Below are 15,679 nucleotides of genomic sequence, written 5' to 3' on the forward strand. Positions count from 1 at the left end.
CGGCAGATTTGTAAGCGTCGTTCTCGGGCCACAGCGTTGAGGTCTTGACGGCAATAGGCCCACGGAAGCAGCTGATCGATGTCGCTGTTTGGATGGCCGTTGACGATCCTGGTGAGGGCGCCGGGCAGGTAAGCGAGTGGATCGACGTCGTTCAGCTTACAGGTTTCGACCAGTGATGCGATGATGGCCCAGTGCTCGGCACCACCGTCAGAGCCCGCGAACAGCACATTGTTCCGGTTCAGCGTGATCGGACGGATCGATCGTTCGACAGTGTTGTTGTCGAGCTCGATATGACCGTCGTCGATGAAGCGCGTCAGGCCCTCCCAGCGTGAGAGCGCATAGCGAATGGCGTCGGCCAACTTGCCCTTTTGGCTGATCAACGCGAGCTTTGCACGGAGCCATCGCTCGAAGGCTTCCGCCAGCGCCCGGATTGTCTGCTGCCGAACGAGACGGCGCTCCTCGGCGCCGCGACCACGGATGTCCCTTTCGATGCGTAGAACTCGCCGATAGAAGTTACGTCGCATGTGCGACCAGCTTGCGTCAGGATAAGTCCTGGAAAGGAGGAAGAATGTGACCTGAAACCTTTCAACGTGACCCAGAGGGTTCGACGCCCTCGCGGCAAAGGCGGAGCCCGCCAGCCGGAAGCGAGTCTTGCATGGGTGACGGCAACGTCATTCGTGAAGCGTAGACAGCGGGTACTGAAGCCCTGTGGCAGCCTCGAAATCATGGTCGTGCTGAAGCCTTCGCCGTGTTGGATCCGGGGGCAGCACTGGGAAAGCCGCTATGGTCAGGCTTACCGGTTCGGCCGGGGTCTCAGAGCAGGGCAAAGGTACGGGATGGGCCACCAGGAAACCTGAGAGGTCCCGTTTGTGTCCACATGAATCGGCCGGACAGGAGCACCGGCCTGAACAATGCTCCGGGCCCGATGACCGACTTGGCGAACATCGCGAGCGCAGACGCGAACACGAAACACCAAGGCATGTGGAATCCCGAGGCGAAGACATAAGCTGACGGACATGCGCGGCGGGAAGTCGTAGCGGCTTCGTAGTACCGAGGAAGGCGGGGAACTGGGCTCACCGGGACCCGCTGGAGGGAAGGGAGCCGTCACGCGTTAAGACCCATTGACGAGAAACACGGGAGGGAACCCTGAGTCCCGCAAACCTGTCCACGAAACGACAATGGATAGCCGATCTGGCGAGGCAACATCCCGAGCGGGTGCTGACCGCGCTGCATCACCTGATCGACCGTGAATGGATGCTCGAGGCTTATCGTCTGACGCGCAAGGATGGCGCGCCCGGCGTCGACGGCATGATGGCGACGGACTATGAGGCGAACTTGGAGGTCAATCTTGATGATCTCCTGGCGCGCATCAAATCCGGCCGTTACATCGCGCCGCCGGTGCGACGGCACTACATCCCCAAGGCGGATGGCACGGAACGGCCGCTGGGCATCCCGACACTGGAAGACAAGGTGGCGCAGCGGGCGATTCTCCTGCTGCTAGAGCCGATCTACGAGACGGACTTCTTGCCGTGCTCGTACGGGTTCCGATCGGGACGATCGGCCCATGACGCCCTGCACGCTCTACGTACCGGGTTCATGGAACAAGGGCTGCGCTGGGTGGTGGACGTCGATATCTCGAAATACTTCGACACCATCGACCACGCACACTTGCGCCGATTCCTCGACCAGCGAGTCACGGACGGTGTCGTCCGGAGGATGATTGATAAATGGCTGAAGGCGGGGGTGCTCGAAAAGGGCATCCTGCGCCGCACGACTGTTGGAACGCCCCAAGGCGGCGTGATCTCGCCACTGCTTGCAAACATCTACCTGCATTATGTGCTGGACGAATGGTTCGAGCAGGTGGCGCGACCGCGGCTCAAGGGGCGGTGCCAACTGGTTCGATACGCTGATGATGCGGTGATTGCCTTTGAGGACCACCTGTCCGGCAAGCGATTGCTGAACGTGTTGGCCAAGCGGCTTGATCGGTATGGGCTTCAACTCCATCCGACCAAGACTCGCTTCGTAGACTTCCGGTTCAAACGCCCAGGCGGGCGTCATCCTGCGACGGCGGGGACCACGTTCAACTTCCTTGGCTTCACCCACGTGTGGGGTCTGTCGAGGCAAGGCAAGAATGTCGTCCGTCAGATAACGGCAAAAGACCGTTACGCACGCGCGCTGGCTTCTGTGATGGAATGGTGTCGGCAAAACCTGCACTGTTCGTTCAGGGAGCAGCACGCCCATCTGTCACGGGTAATCCGGGGGCACTGCGCCTACTACGGCATCTCCGGAAACGGCCGACGCATCAGATGGTACCACCACCAAGTCACGCGGATATGGAGGAAATGGCTCGCACGGCGTGGCCGCCACAGCAATCTGCCGTGGACGCGCTTCCGGGCCATGCTCGCGCGATACCCACTGCCAACAGCCAAGATCGTCCACCAATATGCTGCCGTCTCGTGAGCGAAGCTTGCGCGTGAAGAACCGGATGCGGGTAATCCGCTCGTCCGGGTCTGTGAGGGGCGGGGATGGCAACACCCCCGCCTACTCGGCAGAACGCAAGTTGGACATCGCCACGCTCGGCGAGCTTGCCATAGCCGGAAGCCATCGACCTGCAGGATCCCTTCGAAGCCTGCCAGATGGGCGATTGGTCGGTCGGCTTTGCGATCGGGAGCATAGACATAGGCGACGCCCGGCGGATCGGCGCCGCCCCATGGCTGGTCGTCCGCTGCATAGGCCCAGAGCTGACCGGTCTTGGTGCGCCCTCGGCCGGGATCGAGCACCGGCATCGTCGTCTCGTCGGCGAACAGCTTTGGCCGTCGCCTGAGCTTGCCGAGGAGACGCTCATGCAACGGACGCAGGTGGAAGGCTGCTTGTCCCACCCAGTCCGCCAGCGTCGAACGATCGAGCTCAATGCCCTGGCGGGCGTAAATCTGAGCCTGCCGATAGAGCGGCAGGTGATCGGCATATTTGGACACCAGAACCTGGGCGACGGTTGCTTCGGTCGGCAGTCCGCCCTCGATCAACCGGGCCGGGGCCGGCGCCTGCATGACACCGTCCTCGCAAGCGCGGCAGGCGTATTTGGGACGCCGGGTAACGAGGATCCGGAACTGCGCCGGGACCAGGTCCAGCCGCTCGCTTCTATCCTCGCCGATCCGATGTAACTCGCCCTGGCAGCAGGGACAGGTCTTGTCCTCGATGTCGACGACGACTTCGATCCGCGGCAGGTGCGCCGGCAAGGCGCCACGGTTGACGCGGCGCCTACCGGCTTGCACCTCACGGCCTTCAGGTGCGCTGACGTCCTGCGCCGTCTCGCCGTACGCTGCCACCTGCTCGACGTCTTCTAGGCCCAGCAGCATCTGATCTTCAGGCAGCGTCTCTGCCCGTCGGCCAAACCGATGTCGCTGCAATTCCTTGATGATCTGACGCAGTCGTTCGCTCTCGCACCGCTCCGCAAGCAGCATCGCTTTCAGCGTCTCGGGATCGTCAGGCAGGGCGTCGCTCACACCCAATTCAGAGCATATTCGCCGCCATCTGGCGACACATCCCACGCTCTTGATTCACTTCGCCGCAGTGCCGCCAACAACTATCCCGCTCGCGTTGGCGCCGGCGTCTCCCGCGCCTCATGCACAAGGCGCCAGTCGAGTCCTTCCAGCAGCGCCGACAATTGCGCCGCCGACAGACGCATCACGCCGTCCTCGACCTTCGGCCAGCGGAAGATCCCATCCTCGAGCCTCTTGGTGAACAGACACAGACCCGTTCCGTCCCAGAACACCAGCTTGATCCGATCCGCCCGCTTGGCCCGGAACACATAGACAGCGCCCGAGAATGGGTCTGCCCGCATGCTCTCGCGCACCAGGGTCGCAAGCCCTTCCATCCCCTTGCGGAAGTCTACCGGTTTGGTCGCCACCATCACCCGGACCGCACCCGACGGACCAATCACCGGCTCGCCTTCAGTGTCTGGACGATCGACGCAATCATCGTCGGGTCCGCGCCACGACCGGCCCGGATCGTGATTCCGTCGACTTCGATCTCGATGATCCCGGCATCGCAACGGCGAGCCCGGGTATCCGCTTTGGCCTTGCAGCGCACCGTTTTGCGCTTCCGGCCAACAGCGGGCGCCGGCACCACAGCATCTACCACCGCCGGCACAAACTCTACTTCTTGCTCTTCGGAATAATCGACCGCAGCATCTCGCAACTGACGTCGCCAACCAAACAACTGCTGCGGCGACAATCCATGCCGTCGGGCTACCGAACAGACCGAGTCGCCGCTCGCCACGATCTCCGCAACGATCCGCGCCTTGTCCTCGTCGCTCCACTTCCGCCGGCGGCCGGCTCGGGTGAAGACCTCAAGCCGCCGCACCGGCTCCGTGATAGCACTATGCTCTGTGTCCATTCTAAGCCTAACGGTTCAAACAAACCGCAGACTCGCAGATCGCCCCGTGGTCCGGAAGGTGGCCGCTGAACGGCGCTTACCCAGATTTGCAGAGTACGACCCGTCTATCGATCACGGGGGCGATGCCGGAGCCAAGCTTTATGGAAAGCGTTCAGTACTTCGTCACGCGCCATGAAGGCCAGTGGAGGGTTGCGCTCATTGTGAGCACTCCGGCGCTTACGCCACTGAGGAAGAGGCGATCCGCGCCGCGGTCGACGCAGCCCACAAGGAGGGAAAGGCAGGACGCGACGCTCAGGTTCTAGTTCAGGGCCATGACCACAGGTTCAGAAACGAGTGGACATATGGCACCAAGACCTATACCCACCGTCCGGCTAATCGGGCTGGAGCCCCAGATACGCACCCACGCTCGATGCCGATCGAAAACGCCGATGGGTCATCGATCGTATGGCGGAACGTCAAGGCGGTCACTACGAATTTCATTTCTCCGCAGGACTCATCGAAGCGCGTTGGCGTGAGTTTCCAATTCAGCGAATCTCGGAACGTCAGCTCAGGAGCACGAACACTGTTCGCGCGACAAGGTTTTTTCGTGTGTCTCCAGCCGACCGGAGACCCACGATTGGGTCACGAATTAGGCTTCTCGCCCGCCGTTGTCAAAACGAACTCTGCCGGCCGGCCGCGCGCAGCATCTCGTTCTGGGCGGTGGCGTAAAGCGTCCGCCACGATTCCCTCAGCTCGGGGTGAAAGAAGGGCCGAATTTGCAATCAAAGCTCCACATCAACGCCTCGCCCATTGCGACGAAGTGCGATGGCTGAACGCAAAGTCTGGCGTGCTTGTGACCTGAAAGCGTGATCAGCGATTGGAACATCGGTCTTTCGTCGAGCGAGGCGGGCAGCGCGGTGATCATATCCAGCGCCTTCATCCGCTGCTGCTCGATATCGCCGCCGAACATATCTCTTGCATCAGGAGCTAGTTCAACGAACCTGTTGTAACACAGGTCAGCGAGGTCGCGACGGACCGGCCACATCGCGTCAAACGATATCCTGATAAGGTCGACCTGCTCGGGCGTCATTGGTCAGACGAGCAGGCTCGTAAAGAATGGTTTTGTGATCTCAGCGACTGACGGCTCCCTTTCGTGGGAAGTGACGACGGAGATAAATTGGTGTTTGCAGTTCCAGCAGCGCCAAAGAACCTGAACTTCGTTCGCATTGACGCGTTCATGCCACTCGCTGGTGACTAACCCAGAACCACAGCGAAGGCATTCTTTGTGATGTGGTATTGAGATTGGTGTCATGTGAAACCTCGTTTCGTATGCACAAGCGACGCAAACGGTAGAAACGCGATAATTTGTAAGCCATCACTTGCGCTTCCTTGAGCAGCTGTGCTGGATCAGATCTCCGTTTCAAGGCTCGTGCCGATAAGCGAGCATACTGTGACCGACAGCATGCTGGAAACCGGTCAAAGAGGGAGCGCCGGAGCGGGTCACAGTGTCTTGAGGTATTCAAGCAACGCCTCTTTGTCTCGGTCGCTTAAACTGGTCCCGTACTCGTGTCCGCATGGGCTATTTCCAGAATTGATATTACTACAATCCGTGACAGACAGAGTTTCGCTCAGCGGCTTCCTGGGTCGCAGCAAGACCAACGTCTTCAATGTCATATTTCCGTCCAACGCTGAACTGCGGTTTGCGCATCCCCTGATGGCTTGAGCAATTCCGCCAGGGTAGGGACCGAGCCGTTATGAAGATGAGGTGCGGCGGCCCAAATACCCTGCAGAACACGAGCCTCGTAGGCGCCCCACGGCTGCTCCCTGCCGCTTGGCCTTTTTGATTGCTTCGGAGGTGCTGGCAGTATCGAAAGCCGTTAGCAAATCCTGCAGCGTTGGTGGTAGTCGCACGAGCCCCAGAGACTCCGGTGTGTCCGACGATCCCGGGTCTGGCGCCGCTGCCACCCGTGCGTTAGTGGAAGGCGCGCCGCCGGCCAACAGGTGTTCTGCGATCGAACCAATGACCGAGGTCGCAAGAATGTTAAGGATCTCATCGTTCTCCTTGAGTGGGACGGTCGCGAAGGGATGTACGCTCCCTTCAGCACGCCCGTCTTCGCTTTCCAGGCGAGGACGTCGTATTCTCGTGTATCGGTACCAACGTTCTGGACCGTAGTCCTCCATGTTTTGATGAATGGAATGCGTTGCTCTCCGTCTTCAATCCCGTGGCATTCGCGACACCCCCTTCAGCGGAATCCCTTTCACCCTTGCCTCGGGGGGGCTAAAGCAGCGTCAATCTTCCAGGGCCATTTCGGAGTGCCGATTCACTTCACCAAGCTTCAAGCTCACTCAGGCCGTCGAAATTGGCGGAGTTATTGTCGAGGAAATTGATGATCGCGCCCTGACGCATCGGCTCGAACGTAGTGAATACCCCCAGAACCTCGCCAACGTTCCGAGCTAGCCCCAAGATGTCACTTCCATCTTTGGCGAATCCAGGCCATTGTCTTTTGTCCTGTCGCGGCGAATTCCAAAGGAATGGGTATCTCACAGGAGCGTCCGCGGTTTTCATGTTTTCCGGGATCATGAAGTCGGGTGGCGGGCCGATGTCCAGTCCGGATATGCGCTTGAAAATCATACCTACAGCATCCAGACGGCCAACTCCCCAGCCGTTCTTGGGCAGCGCACGCACCATGAGCGTGTGAAACCGCAAGTACCACCCATCTACCTGTCGACGAAGATCCGCAACATCGGCCGCATCCGGCGTTGCGGACCGCAGAACAGCTGCAGAAAACGGAGCGAACGAGCTGTCGCTGGCGATCACGTCGCCGACTGCCTTGTCCAGATCGCCAAGCAGTGCGTAGAAGTCTACAAACCCCGGACTGCCATCCACCCGATACACCTTGCCGTCAACTTCGATCTGGCGCGAGTGACATGCCGAGCTGGTCATTCCGACGACCTGGAAGTCTTGAGGGCCAGAAGCGTGAAAGCCGGCGGGAAGGTTGGCCGTGTTTGCAGGATTCCGTAGATACCCGTACCGTGACAAGCCATCCGCGAGGAACGGCTGTCCGTTCGTTTGCTTCAGGGCCTGCATCCAAGATAACGAAATCAAACGCGAACCCTGATCGCGCGAATAGAAATCCGCTCTCGCTGCCGCGGTCCAATCCATACGCGGTCCAATCCATACCTTGGTCAACATAGATAGGGTTGGCGTCGGTACCCTGAGCGCTCGATCTTGTCGTGACGAAACGCTAAGGCAATTAGAATGAGAGTACGGAGCATCGTGTGGCCTACCGCTTCCATTGTCAAAATCGCCCGAAGAGACGTTCGCCGAAACCCCACGCCGTCTCCGGCAAACTTGGGCTCGCCTTTCGGCTTGCAGGTCGCCTGATCATTGGTCATTAGAGGGCGCTGTCCAACTAAGTTCAACCTACCAAGTCTTGGGAGAAGGCACCGGCTAGCGGTGTATCGGTAGCCTTACTAATCGCAGAACTTGCCGTAGCGAACCAGACCCACGCCGATTTGTCTCCAGAGACTGACGATCGCTTTGGAGGCCTGGCTAGGTATTGGCGTGCGCTGCCGGGCAACATGCGTCTCACCGCATCGGGGTATCAAAGTCTCGGACCGTGAAATCGTTGGCCAAGCTCTCTTCTGAAAAGCACAAAGAGTCGTTGGGCAGACCTCTTGTTGCTGATTCCGCAACGAGCGCGGTACGATACGATCGATCATCGTACCGGATCTTTGTGTGTAGGGCGTCGACAATTGATCAGCATCAGCCTCATCGCCCAGGGGCCAGTCCTCTTGCGCCGCCGTTCCCCAGATCGTACGTGCGGGGACATAGGGACATAGGGACATAGGGACATAGGGGCGGGCGGCGCAAGCGCATCTGCACCTTCGATCGCAACGAATTTTCGTCGCAGGTCGTGTTACGTCGCCCAAGGCCCCGCATCCCCTGACCGATCGGGTTGGATCAACGTAACCGGCATGAAGCCCCCACCTCGCCATCGTGAGGCTCGCCTGCGATACAGCCTGGCATGAGCTGATCGGTGGAGGTGCAACGATGGCAAATACCATGCTTGATGCCAGGCAGGAAGGTGATTCCTATCGTCGGGTCGAGGTGATCACCGGACAGCGGCGGCGATGGACGGGCGAAGAGAAGGCCCGGATCGTAGCGGAGAGCTTCGAGGAGGGGGCGAACATCTCCGAGGTGGCGCGGCGCAATGGCGTTGCCCGCGGGCTGCTCACGGTGTGGCGACACCAAGCTCTCCGGGGTAATCGAGATCGAGATGAAATCCATCTTCGTGCACCGCGTCCTGAAGGCGATCACGTCGTGTACCTGGAGCCGGCTGTTCAGGTCGCTTTCGTCAAGTGCCGCAAATGACCGAGCGGCTGGCACGTTGATTGCGGAGGCGCAGCGGCTCACTGCGCTGAAGCGCGAGCAAATCGAGTTGGTCGTCGCCGAGACGGCCCGCAGCAGTGAAGCCATCGACCTCGCTGCTATCGACCACATGCACGACAACCCAGTGACGGACGACGACCGCGAAGTGATCGCGTTTGATCGCCATCGTCTTGCGCAACGTCTTCCGCTGCGGATGCCGAACCTGGGAGCCGTGATCCTGCCCGCGGGGTCACCTCGGGCGAGTACTCGATCCTCCGCGCCGGGGTCGCGCTCGCCATCGTCTCCTCGCTCGGCGGCACGCTGGGCGCGGCGTTTCAAAGCATCTCGGCGTACCTCAGGGGGGAGATGGAGAGCAAAGAGATCATTTGACTGACGGCGACCGAGTTCATTGAGGCGGTTCGTGCCGGCCTCGTTCTATACATCGAAAAGCACATAGGAGCGTCCATTGATGGCCGTTCTTTGGTGAATACGAGGCGACGATATCCGATGCTCCCGTCCGTGTCGTTCCGGCTTGAGGAGGACAGGGGCATGTCCGTCCCGCCAGAACGCCAAGCGCTACTAGTGGTTCATCACAGTGATTTTGACGTTTTTATTCCGAGCCATTCGAGGATCGGCAAGCTTTCCGGCGGCACGAGAATTTCGATGCTCCTTGGGACGCCGGGTTGACGACGGATGCATCCGTTTCGTTCGAGAGTTACGATCATTTGGTGGACCGAAGGCGGGCTGACGCGGAAGTGGCGCTGGATGTCTTTCTCGGCGGGCGGCTGTCCGAACATGTTGGAATATGTGTAGATGAAAGCGAGGTAGTGCCCCTGCTTCTGGGTGAAGCGCGCGCCTGATTTTTGACTCATGGATCGATTCGTCCCGGCCTTCCGACAAGGAGGCAAAGGATGAATGTCCGTTATCGGGTCGAATTGAGCCAAGCCGAGCGAGACGAACTGACGGCGATGCTCGGCGGCGGCAAGTGCGCCGCCCGCAAGCTCAAGCGGGCGCAGATTTTGCTGGCGGCCGATGGAGGGCGCCGCGACGAGGAGATTGCCCGGACCGTAAGTGTCAGCCTCTCCACCGTCTATCGGACCAAGCGCCGCTTCGTGGAAGGCAATCTGGAGCGGGCCCTGAGCGAGGAGCCGCGTCCAGGGGCGGAACGCAAGCTGACGGGCAAGGAGGAGGCCCTGCTGGTGGCGACCGCATGCGCCAAGCCGCCGGCCGGCCGCAAACGCTGGACGCTGACGCTGCTGGCCAACGCGATGGTCAAGCTCACCGATCACGACAGCTTGTCGGGCGAGACCGTGCGCCGCCGGCTGGCGGAGAACGACCTCAAGCCATGGCGCAGGGACATGTGGTGCATTCCTCATGTCGATGGCGAATACGTCGCCCGCATGGAGGACGTGCTTGACCTCTACGCCGAGAGGCCGGATCCCGCCCGGCCGCTGGTCTGCTTCGACGAGACCCCGGTCCAGCTGATCGGCGAGGTGCACCAGCCGGTCTCCGCCAAGCCCGGACAGCGCGAGCGCTACGATTACGAGTACCGCCGCAATGGCACCGTCAATCTCTTCGTTACCTTCGATCCACATCGGGGGTGGCGCAACGTGAAGGCGACCGAGCGCCGCGCCGCCGTCGACTACGCCCATTGCATGCGTGAACTCGTCGACGTCCATTATCCCGAAGCCGCCTGCATCCGTGTCGTGCAGGACAATCTGTCGATCCATACCGCCGGTGCGCTGTATCAAGCATTTGCGCCCGCCGAAGCCCGGCGCATCCTGCGCCGCCTCGAATTCCACTACACCCCGAAACACGCCAGTTGGCTCAACATGGTTGAGTGCGAGATCAGCGTGCTGCAGCGCCAGTGTCTCGGCCGCCGCATCGACGACCCCAAAAAGCTCCGAAACGAGATCGCGGCATGGCAACGGCAGCGAAACAAGGCGCAAGACCGCATCAAGTGGATGTTCACAACCGACAAAGCCCGCGCCAAACTCCGCCGCGCCTATCCGGCCGTCGTCAAAGAGTCAAAATCACTGTGATGAACCACTAGCTGAGGTATGGACCATTCTCTCAGCCGCCCGCGATCTCGGAGATATCGTTACGCACTTGGTTGCGCGCCGCATTGTGGACGCTCACTTGACTGACCGTCAGCCCCGCATCACGTCGGATATCGAAGTGATTATGATGTACTTCCATTGAGCATATCAAGCTATTGAAGATTTGCGGGGCCGGCCACTGCGCCGGCTTTTTGTTTTGGTCGATCTCTTCGCTTTCGCTTATGGTCCGATCACTTGTGCCTTCTCTGTCGGTCCGGTCGTGCAGCCGCCATGCTGTGCAAGCCGTATTAACGACAGATACGGCCGCGTCTGCGATGAGAATACTATAGCTTCGAGAAGCTGGGTTGATGCTCATGTGCGCCTCCCCTCATCGGCAGACGAATAGCAGCCTCGAAGGCCAGTATAATGTGGTCTGTCCATTGCACCAGCCTCCAGCGATCGTGAGCGCTGGCGTAGGAAGTGACTTTCCGTTTTCGAGGCCGTCTGGGCGGCGGCCTAGTCAGTTCGAGCTTCGCGATCGCGGCAAGCACGACAGCTGTTGCGACCGTCCCTTGGGACCACTGTGTGAGTGCCTCAATGGCGTTCTTCAAGGCCTCTTCACGGGTCATAGCATGATCTCCACGCCGCGCCGCTAGGCCGATGCTACGGAAAGACGCGCGAGCGGCTGGAGGAGCCGCTAGCGCTAGTTAAGGCTGCGCGGACTTGGCCATCTCACGGGGGTTGTGCAAAAGTATGAGAAGCCAAATCCAAACGTCTCTCAGCAACTCGCGTGCCAGACAGTCAGGGAGGCGAAAAGCTGCACAGCCTCTTCACGGGTCATGATCGACACGAAACGCGGCGCTAGGGCGATCAATGAAAAGCGTGCGGACGGCGGAAGGAGCCGCCCGCACGAGTTGCTGGTGGAGACTTGGCCGTCTCACGAGGGTCATCAATAAGCAACCAAGCCAACAGGGCTCAGCAACTCGCGTGCCAGACGGTCACGCTGCAGAGACGCAAAACGGCTTGCTTTCACACCTTGTGCAGACTGACTACCTGCACTGTGGTGGCAGCTTCCGGACGTGCATGTCATGAACCGGACGCGACTGAACGAGATCAGACGTGCGGCGCTTTTAGTCACGTCTGGGGCGCGGGATGATTGGATCAACCTCGTCATCGTGTATAGCTATCAGCGCGCCGGGCTCCAGGCCGAGCCTTTGCAACTGCTCCTTTTCGATCGGGCAGTTAGCATTGCGGCCTTTGCGCCGCAGTCTTTCAGGGTCAGCTTCACGGCTTCCGCCGGATCGGTGACCGCAACCGTGTAAGTTACATGCCCGAAGTCTTCGTCGTCGTCGCTGTCTTTCTTGAAGATGGCGACAGTCACTATCCAACCATCCACCTTGCTGCCCTCGGGAGCAGCCCTCGTCATGTGAAATCGGCTCGGACCGATGATCCTGCAAATTCGGAGCCATCGGGCGTGCATGCCGTCAACCGAGCGCGGCTGCACGCAAACAAGAAACATACCCAGACTAGCCTCAACGGCTCGCGGGAGGCAGGTAACGAGGCATGATGCGCATTGCGCACTCATTAACCTGTGCGTGAAACGCGTCGGCGGTGTCGCTGTTTCCGAAAAATATTCGACGGCGGTCACGGCCAAGAGCTTCGATACAAAATTCGCGCGCTTTGTGGATAGCTCCACGTTCCGCGTCAGTTAGTGCGCTTTGGGCATTCACAGACGAATCGGTCAGGAGGAGGAGCGCGGCGGCGATCAACGGTCGTTTCATATCGGAGGCTCAACAAAGGCGCAGGCGAGATTGGTCCGGAATACTAATCGAGCCATCCCTCGTTGTCGAATTCGGCCGGTCTTGATTAATCCGTATCATCCCGGGAACCTCCTCCACACGAGCCGGGAGTTGCGCTAGACTCATAGCCTCAAGAGGAGGCGACTGGAAGTGCCGAGCGAGAAGCGGGTCAGTGTTGAAGAGCGGCCGGCGATCCTCCCGCGCCTTCGTCCCATACAGGCGTGACGCAGGGCGCGTTTCCAGCGTCTCCTAGCTGATCCTGACATCGCTCAGAATGATCCGGGGCGGTTCAAGTCCATCAAGGCGGCGCAGCACCACACGGCCGTCGGGATGCGCGCGGAAGCCATCCTGCGCAGGCTGATCGAGAGTTAAAGCGTGTCCGCCCGTTGTCGGCCTCGCCACGATGTGAGAGCTTACTTTGAGGATGAAACCGGGGTGCTTTGCGATCACATCATCATCAGCGAGATGCGAGCATAATCAATGGCCGTGACGAACGAACAGATAAAGTCTGTTGCCGTGCTCGGGACCAAAGGTATTGAGTTGCAGCTATCGCTGGCGGACAAGACAGTGCAGGAAGTTCTCTATCAAATCGGGCCATTCGCTTATTGCTACGGAGTTGCGACCGCCGTCACTACTGCCTCGGCAGCGCCGACGATCATCCGGCTCGCGATGATGTGATAGATGTCGTTAAGCCAGACCGGCGCCGATTCCGCGATCGCGTCGCTATCAAAGTACTCTTGCGTGCAACGCGCTTGAAGAAAACGCCTACGAATGGCGACAGGATCGCGATGATCACCGCCGACCCGGCAAGCACCGTCGGAACCAATACTTGCGCTTCGGTGTTCTGCGCAAGATCTTTCATCATAAACGGCAGGACTGGCGATACAGAACCACTCCAAAAATCGTCAGCCATGGGGCAGATGTCAAAATCCATCCCTGCAGCGACCCCGCCTGTCTTGTCATACAGTTCCCCTTCTCGTGACATACTTGTTGTGGGCCGAAGTGAGTACGGAGTTTGCATTCGGTCCACGGACGTGGCCCTGCCACCGCGGAATCGACGTCCGTCCCTTCCCAGCTGACTTCGCCTGCTTCCGATCAGACGGGCGTAGCCAGAAACGCGTAGCCTTCACGAAGAAGGCCCATCGAATGGTCCCGGCCAGCTCCGGTTTGCGCTGTTCCCGGCAAATGGCGCATGCGATGTCGTATACGCGACTGACCCTTTGCTCGCGCCGACGGCAATAGGTCACGAGCGAAGTCTACAAGTCGTCGTTGCGATCCAGTTCCTGGGCAAGAACCAGTGCATCCTCGATTGCCATACCGCCGCCGGATGTCATTTGCGGCGTCAACGAATGGGCCGCGTCGCCCAATAGCACGACACGGCCACGGTGCCAGGGGGCTGGCATCATCAAGACATCAAATGGGCGATAGCTATGTAAATGAAATGGGCGGTAGCTTATGTGCTTGTCTTCCGATCACCTTGGCAGCCGCGACCAGTTCGGGCGCCGTAAAGGGGGCGAGCAGTTTACGGAGATAGTCGCACACCTGATCTTGCAGAATACGAAGCTTTTCGTCCGTGCGTTCCAAGAAGAACAGATAGCACAGTTCTTTCGATAGCGGCAGCGCGCCAACTACTCGGCCCGTCGGAAGGCGATACAGGACGAAGCCATTCATCGCCTCGGTGCGAAAACCGTATAACGCCATACGCCTTGACCGGCGTAGTGCGGCTTGAACTCTTCGCCGAAGATGCTGTGGCGGATGTTGGAATAGATACCATCCGCAGCGATCAGCAGGTCGGCGCGGCCCGTCTCGCCGTTCGATAGCTGAACCGTCACCCCTCCATCGTCCTGATCAATTCGGGTGACGGTTGTGTTGAATCAATCTTCGCGCCGCCCTCCGTCGCAAAGTCTTCCAGGATCTGTCCCAGACGTGGCCGCATGATTCCCAGTGCGCCAGGACGATCGGCGTCCCAAATTCTTGGGGTGGACTGTTCGCTCAGAATCGTTCCTGCGCCATCGCGCACCGACACGAAGTCCCAACCAAGGCCACCTTCAAGACACGCATCCACCAATCCCAGTTCGGCGAGTGCCAGCAAGGTGTTCCCCAGTAGCGTAATTTTGGTGCCGATCCGGTCACGCTTGTCTCCCACTTCAATGACTCTGGTGGATGCGCCGATCTGTTGAAGCGCATGGGCCACCGTCAAACCGCCAATTCCGCCACCCACGATGAAAACCGTCTTCACCGCGCCCATGTTTTCTCCTCTCCTTGTTGGCCTTTTATTATCTTGGCGATCACACCTCGCGGGCGTCAACAACTCGGTTGCCAAGGAGGAGAGAAGCAAGCGACTCGCGTCTTCACAACGCGCCAGCTAACTGCTCGTGGAGCTTCCGGACATGCATGTTTCCAATCCGACGCTGTTGAATGAAAAATCCGACGTTGGCTAATGATGCCGAGGCCGTGAGGTGATTGGATCAATGTCATCGTCGTGAACCACGGCCAGTTCGCCAGCTTCCCAGCCGAGACTTTGCAACATTGCAGCTTCGAGCGGACGGTTAACCATTGCGCCCTTTGCGACGCTATCTCTCATGGCCAGCTTTGCGGCTTTGCTCGGGTTTGCGACTGCGACCGCGTAAGTTATGTGCCTGTACCCGTCGTCGTCGTCATCGCCGTCTTCCTTGATGGCGACCGTTACTAACCAGCCGTCCATCTTGCCGCTCCGTGAGGCATTGGCGTACGAGCTAACGAGCCTCTGCCAGAGCCATCGAACATCCGTGACACGGGGCTGGCCGCGAGGTCGGGGCCGCGTGCGCCAGTCCGTTGATCAGGTCTCTTGTGCTTTCGAGGCGCGTGACGACCTAGCAGGCTGTTGAAGAACTCAGCCGCGTTCGCAAACGAAGGCTGAATCGTCGCCATTGTGTATGTAGAAGTGACCGACGAGCCTGCCCGCGGTGCCGATCATAGCCCATCGGCGACCGCAGGCGGGGTCATTCTCGTCGTGCCCTTCCCATGAGATCTCCGCGCAGGCCGAACTGTCTCGCGCGCCGTAGCGGACACCGCGCCCGATTGCCGGTAGACCGCGAACCATCGCTCCTTGCCAA

At 59.7% G+C, this 15,679-nt stretch carries 19 protein-coding genes and 2 pseudogenes; 5 read left to right on the forward strand and 16 right to left on the reverse strand.

The genetic code is table 11. From position 1 onward, the window contains the following. Positions 1 to 26: 26 nt before the first annotated feature. Positions 27 to 533 (reverse strand): annotated as a pseudogene (locus V5279_RS06115) (IS66 family transposase); the annotation flags it as partial. A gap of 682 nt (positions 534 to 1,215) precedes the next feature. Between V5279_RS06115 and ltrA the strand changes: the two are divergent. Further along, positions 1,216 to 2,460: a group II intron reverse transcriptase/maturase gene (gene ltrA, locus V5279_RS06120; protein WP_224496549.1), complete on the forward strand. Its 1,245-nt coding sequence runs from the start codon at positions 1,216 to 1,218 to the stop codon at positions 2,458 to 2,460. Positions 2,461 to 2,548: 88 nt separating this feature from the next. Here the strand turns inward: ltrA and tnpC are convergent. The 3 genes and pseudogenes from tnpC to tnpA all read right to left on the reverse strand — a co-directional run. Continuing rightward, positions 2,549 to 3,461 (reverse strand): annotated as a pseudogene (gene tnpC, locus V5279_RS06125) (IS66 family transposase); the annotation flags it as partial. Between the two features lie 122 nt (positions 3,462 to 3,583). Next, positions 3,584 to 3,940 (reverse strand): IS66 family insertion sequence element accessory protein TnpB, encoded by a 357-nt coding sequence (tnpB, locus tag V5279_RS06130; protein ID WP_176529006.1) that lies wholly within the window; start codon positions 3,938 to 3,940, stop codon positions 3,584 to 3,586. After that, entirely contained in the window at positions 3,937 to 4,362 is a 426-nt protein-coding gene (gene tnpA / locus V5279_RS06135; protein WP_338695869.1) for an IS66-like element accessory protein TnpA, read from the reverse strand. The genes tnpB and tnpA overlap by 4 nt, the downstream gene beginning before the upstream one ends. A 214-nt stretch (positions 4,363 to 4,576) precedes the next feature. Here tnpA and V5279_RS46915 point away from each other — a divergent pair, with 214 nt between their 5' ends. Then, positions 4,577 to 5,236 (forward strand): DUF2188 domain-containing protein, encoded by a 660-nt coding sequence (locus tag V5279_RS46915; RefSeq protein ID WP_224924196.1) that lies wholly within the window; start codon positions 4,577 to 4,579, stop codon positions 5,234 to 5,236. Here V5279_RS46915 and V5279_RS06140 read toward each other — a convergent pair. From V5279_RS06140 to V5279_RS06150, 3 genes are all read right to left on the reverse strand, one after another. Beyond that, positions 5,123 to 5,464 (reverse strand): globin domain-containing protein, encoded by a 342-nt coding sequence (locus V5279_RS06140; protein ID WP_224924937.1) that lies wholly within the window; start codon positions 5,462 to 5,464, stop codon positions 5,123 to 5,125. The two genes, V5279_RS46915 and V5279_RS06140, sit on opposite strands and share 114 nt — an antisense overlap. A 580-nt stretch (positions 5,465 to 6,044) precedes the next feature. Further along, a complete protein-coding gene (locus V5279_RS06145; RefSeq protein WP_338701886.1) occupies positions 6,045 to 6,242 on the reverse strand; it encodes a hypothetical protein in 198 nt (65 codons plus the stop codon). Positions 6,243 to 6,700: 458 nt separating this feature from the next. Then, a complete protein-coding gene (locus tag V5279_RS06150; RefSeq protein WP_338695875.1) occupies positions 6,701 to 7,537 on the reverse strand; it encodes a di-heme-cytochrome C peroxidase in 837 nt (278 codons plus the stop codon). An 891-nt stretch (positions 7,538 to 8,428) separates the two neighbouring features. Here V5279_RS06150 and V5279_RS46920 point away from each other — a divergent pair. Continuing rightward, a complete protein-coding gene (locus V5279_RS46920; RefSeq protein ID WP_414645689.1) occupies positions 8,429 to 8,749 on the forward strand; it encodes a transposase in 321 nt (106 codons plus the stop codon). On the opposite strand, the gene V5279_RS06160 is transcribed toward V5279_RS46920, so the two are convergent. Together V5279_RS06160 and V5279_RS06165 are read right to left on the reverse strand one after the other, a co-directional pair. After that, a complete protein-coding gene (locus V5279_RS06160) occupies positions 8,733 to 8,945 on the reverse strand; it encodes a hypothetical protein (RefSeq protein WP_207835018.1) in 213 nt (70 codons plus the stop codon). The two genes, V5279_RS46920 and V5279_RS06160, sit on opposite strands and share 17 nt — an antisense overlap. Positions 8,946 to 9,336: 391 nt before the next feature. After that, a complete protein-coding gene (locus V5279_RS06165; RefSeq protein ID WP_166106965.1) occupies positions 9,337 to 9,618 on the reverse strand; it encodes a LexA family protein in 282 nt (93 codons plus the stop codon). A 39-nt stretch (positions 9,619 to 9,657) separates the two neighbouring features. Between V5279_RS06165 and V5279_RS06170 the strand changes: the two genes are divergently transcribed. Then, positions 9,658 to 10,788 carry an IS630 family transposase gene (locus V5279_RS06170; RefSeq protein ID WP_208067716.1) on the forward strand — a complete coding sequence of 377 codons (1,131 nt, stop codon included), beginning with the start codon at positions 9,658 to 9,660 and terminating at the stop codon, positions 10,786 to 10,788. A gap of 31 nt (positions 10,789 to 10,819) precedes the next feature. Here V5279_RS06170 and V5279_RS06175 read toward each other — a convergent pair whose 3' ends face one another. Further along, the gene (locus tag V5279_RS06175) at positions 10,820 to 11,161 is read right to left on the reverse strand and encodes a hypothetical protein (RefSeq protein ID WP_338695889.1); all 342 of its coding nucleotides are present in this window, start codon (positions 11,159 to 11,161) and stop codon (positions 10,820 to 10,822) included. Positions 11,162 to 11,971: 810 nt separating this feature from the next. Beyond that, positions 11,972 to 12,166, reverse strand: coding sequence for a hypothetical protein (locus tag V5279_RS06180; protein ID WP_224924198.1), 195 nt, complete (start codon positions 12,164 to 12,166; stop codon positions 11,972 to 11,974). An 898-nt stretch (positions 12,167 to 13,064) separates the two neighbouring features. Here V5279_RS06180 and V5279_RS06185 point away from each other — a divergent pair. Then, positions 13,065 to 13,262, forward strand: coding sequence for a hypothetical protein (locus tag V5279_RS06185; RefSeq protein ID WP_338695893.1), 198 nt, complete (start codon positions 13,065 to 13,067; stop codon positions 13,260 to 13,262). A gap of 578 nt (positions 13,263 to 13,840) precedes the next feature. On the opposite strand, the gene V5279_RS46825 is transcribed toward V5279_RS06185, so the two are convergent. From V5279_RS46825 to V5279_RS06205, 5 genes are all read right to left on the reverse strand, one after another. Next, positions 13,841 to 13,990: an FAD-dependent monooxygenase gene (locus V5279_RS46825; protein WP_349259400.1), complete on the reverse strand. Its 150-nt coding sequence runs from the start codon at positions 13,988 to 13,990 to the stop codon at positions 13,841 to 13,843. A 22-nt stretch (positions 13,991 to 14,012) separates the two neighbouring features. After that, positions 14,013 to 14,255, reverse strand: a complete 243-nt coding sequence (locus V5279_RS06190) for a hypothetical protein (RefSeq protein ID WP_224924199.1) — start codon at positions 14,253 to 14,255, stop codon at positions 14,013 to 14,015. After that, the gene (locus V5279_RS06195) at positions 14,252 to 14,416 is read right to left on the reverse strand and encodes a hypothetical protein (RefSeq protein WP_224924200.1); all 165 of its coding nucleotides are present in this window, start codon (positions 14,414 to 14,416) and stop codon (positions 14,252 to 14,254) included. The genes V5279_RS06190 and V5279_RS06195 overlap by 4 nt, the downstream gene beginning before the upstream one ends. After that, the gene (locus tag V5279_RS06200; RefSeq protein ID WP_338695896.1) at positions 14,413 to 14,832 is read right to left on the reverse strand and encodes an NAD(P)-binding protein; all 420 of its coding nucleotides are present in this window, start codon (positions 14,830 to 14,832) and stop codon (positions 14,413 to 14,415) included. The genes V5279_RS06195 and V5279_RS06200 overlap by 4 nt, the downstream gene beginning before the upstream one ends. A 189-nt stretch (positions 14,833 to 15,021) precedes the next feature. After that, positions 15,022 to 15,288: a hypothetical protein gene (locus tag V5279_RS06205; RefSeq protein WP_176529011.1), complete on the reverse strand. Its 267-nt coding sequence runs from the start codon at positions 15,286 to 15,288 to the stop codon at positions 15,022 to 15,024. Positions 15,289 to 15,679 lie beyond the last annotated feature (391 nt).

This window comes from Bradyrhizobium sp. 26S5, from assembly GCF_036923295.1.
Lineage (GTDB): Bacteria > Pseudomonadota > Alphaproteobacteria > Rhizobiales > Xanthobacteraceae > Bradyrhizobium > Bradyrhizobium septentrionale.

Coding starts and splice junctions, on each gene's coding strand:
- V5279_RS06140 (WP_224924937.1), bottom strand. CDS start 5,464: ATGACGCCCGAGCAGGTCGACCTTATCAGGATATCGTTTGACGCGATG.
- V5279_RS06150 (WP_338695875.1), bottom strand. CDS start 7,537: ATGGATTGGACCGCGGCAGCGAGAGCGGATTTCTATTCGCGCGATCAG.
- V5279_RS46920 (WP_414645689.1), top strand. CDS start 8,429: ATGGCAAATACCATGCTTGATGCCAGGCAGGAAGGTGATTCCTATCGT.
- V5279_RS06165 (WP_166106965.1), bottom strand. CDS start 9,618: ATGAGTCAAAAATCAGGCGCGCGCTTCACCCAGAAGCAGGGGCACTAC.
- V5279_RS06170 (WP_208067716.1), top strand. CDS start 9,658: ATGAATGTCCGTTATCGGGTCGAATTGAGCCAAGCCGAGCGAGACGAA.
- V5279_RS06175 (WP_338695889.1), bottom strand. CDS start 11,161: ATGAGCATCAACCCAGCTTCTCGAAGCTATAGTATTCTCATCGCAGAC.
- V5279_RS06185 (WP_338695893.1), top strand. CDS start 13,065: ATGGCCGTGACGAACGAACAGATAAAGTCTGTTGCCGTGCTCGGGACC.
- V5279_RS46825 (WP_349259400.1), bottom strand. CDS start 13,990: ATGATGCCAGCCCCCTGGCACCGTGGCCGTGTCGTGCTATTGGGCGAC.
- V5279_RS06190 (WP_224924199.1), bottom strand. CDS start 14,255: ATGAATGGCTTCGTCCTGTATCGCCTTCCGACGGGCCGAGTAGTTGGC.
- V5279_RS06200 (WP_338695896.1), bottom strand. CDS start 14,832: ATGGGCGCGGTGAAGACGGTTTTCATCGTGGGTGGCGGAATTGGCGGT.
- V5279_RS06205 (WP_176529011.1), bottom strand. CDS start 15,288: ATGGACGGCTGGTTAGTAACGGTCGCCATCAAGGAAGACGGCGATGAC.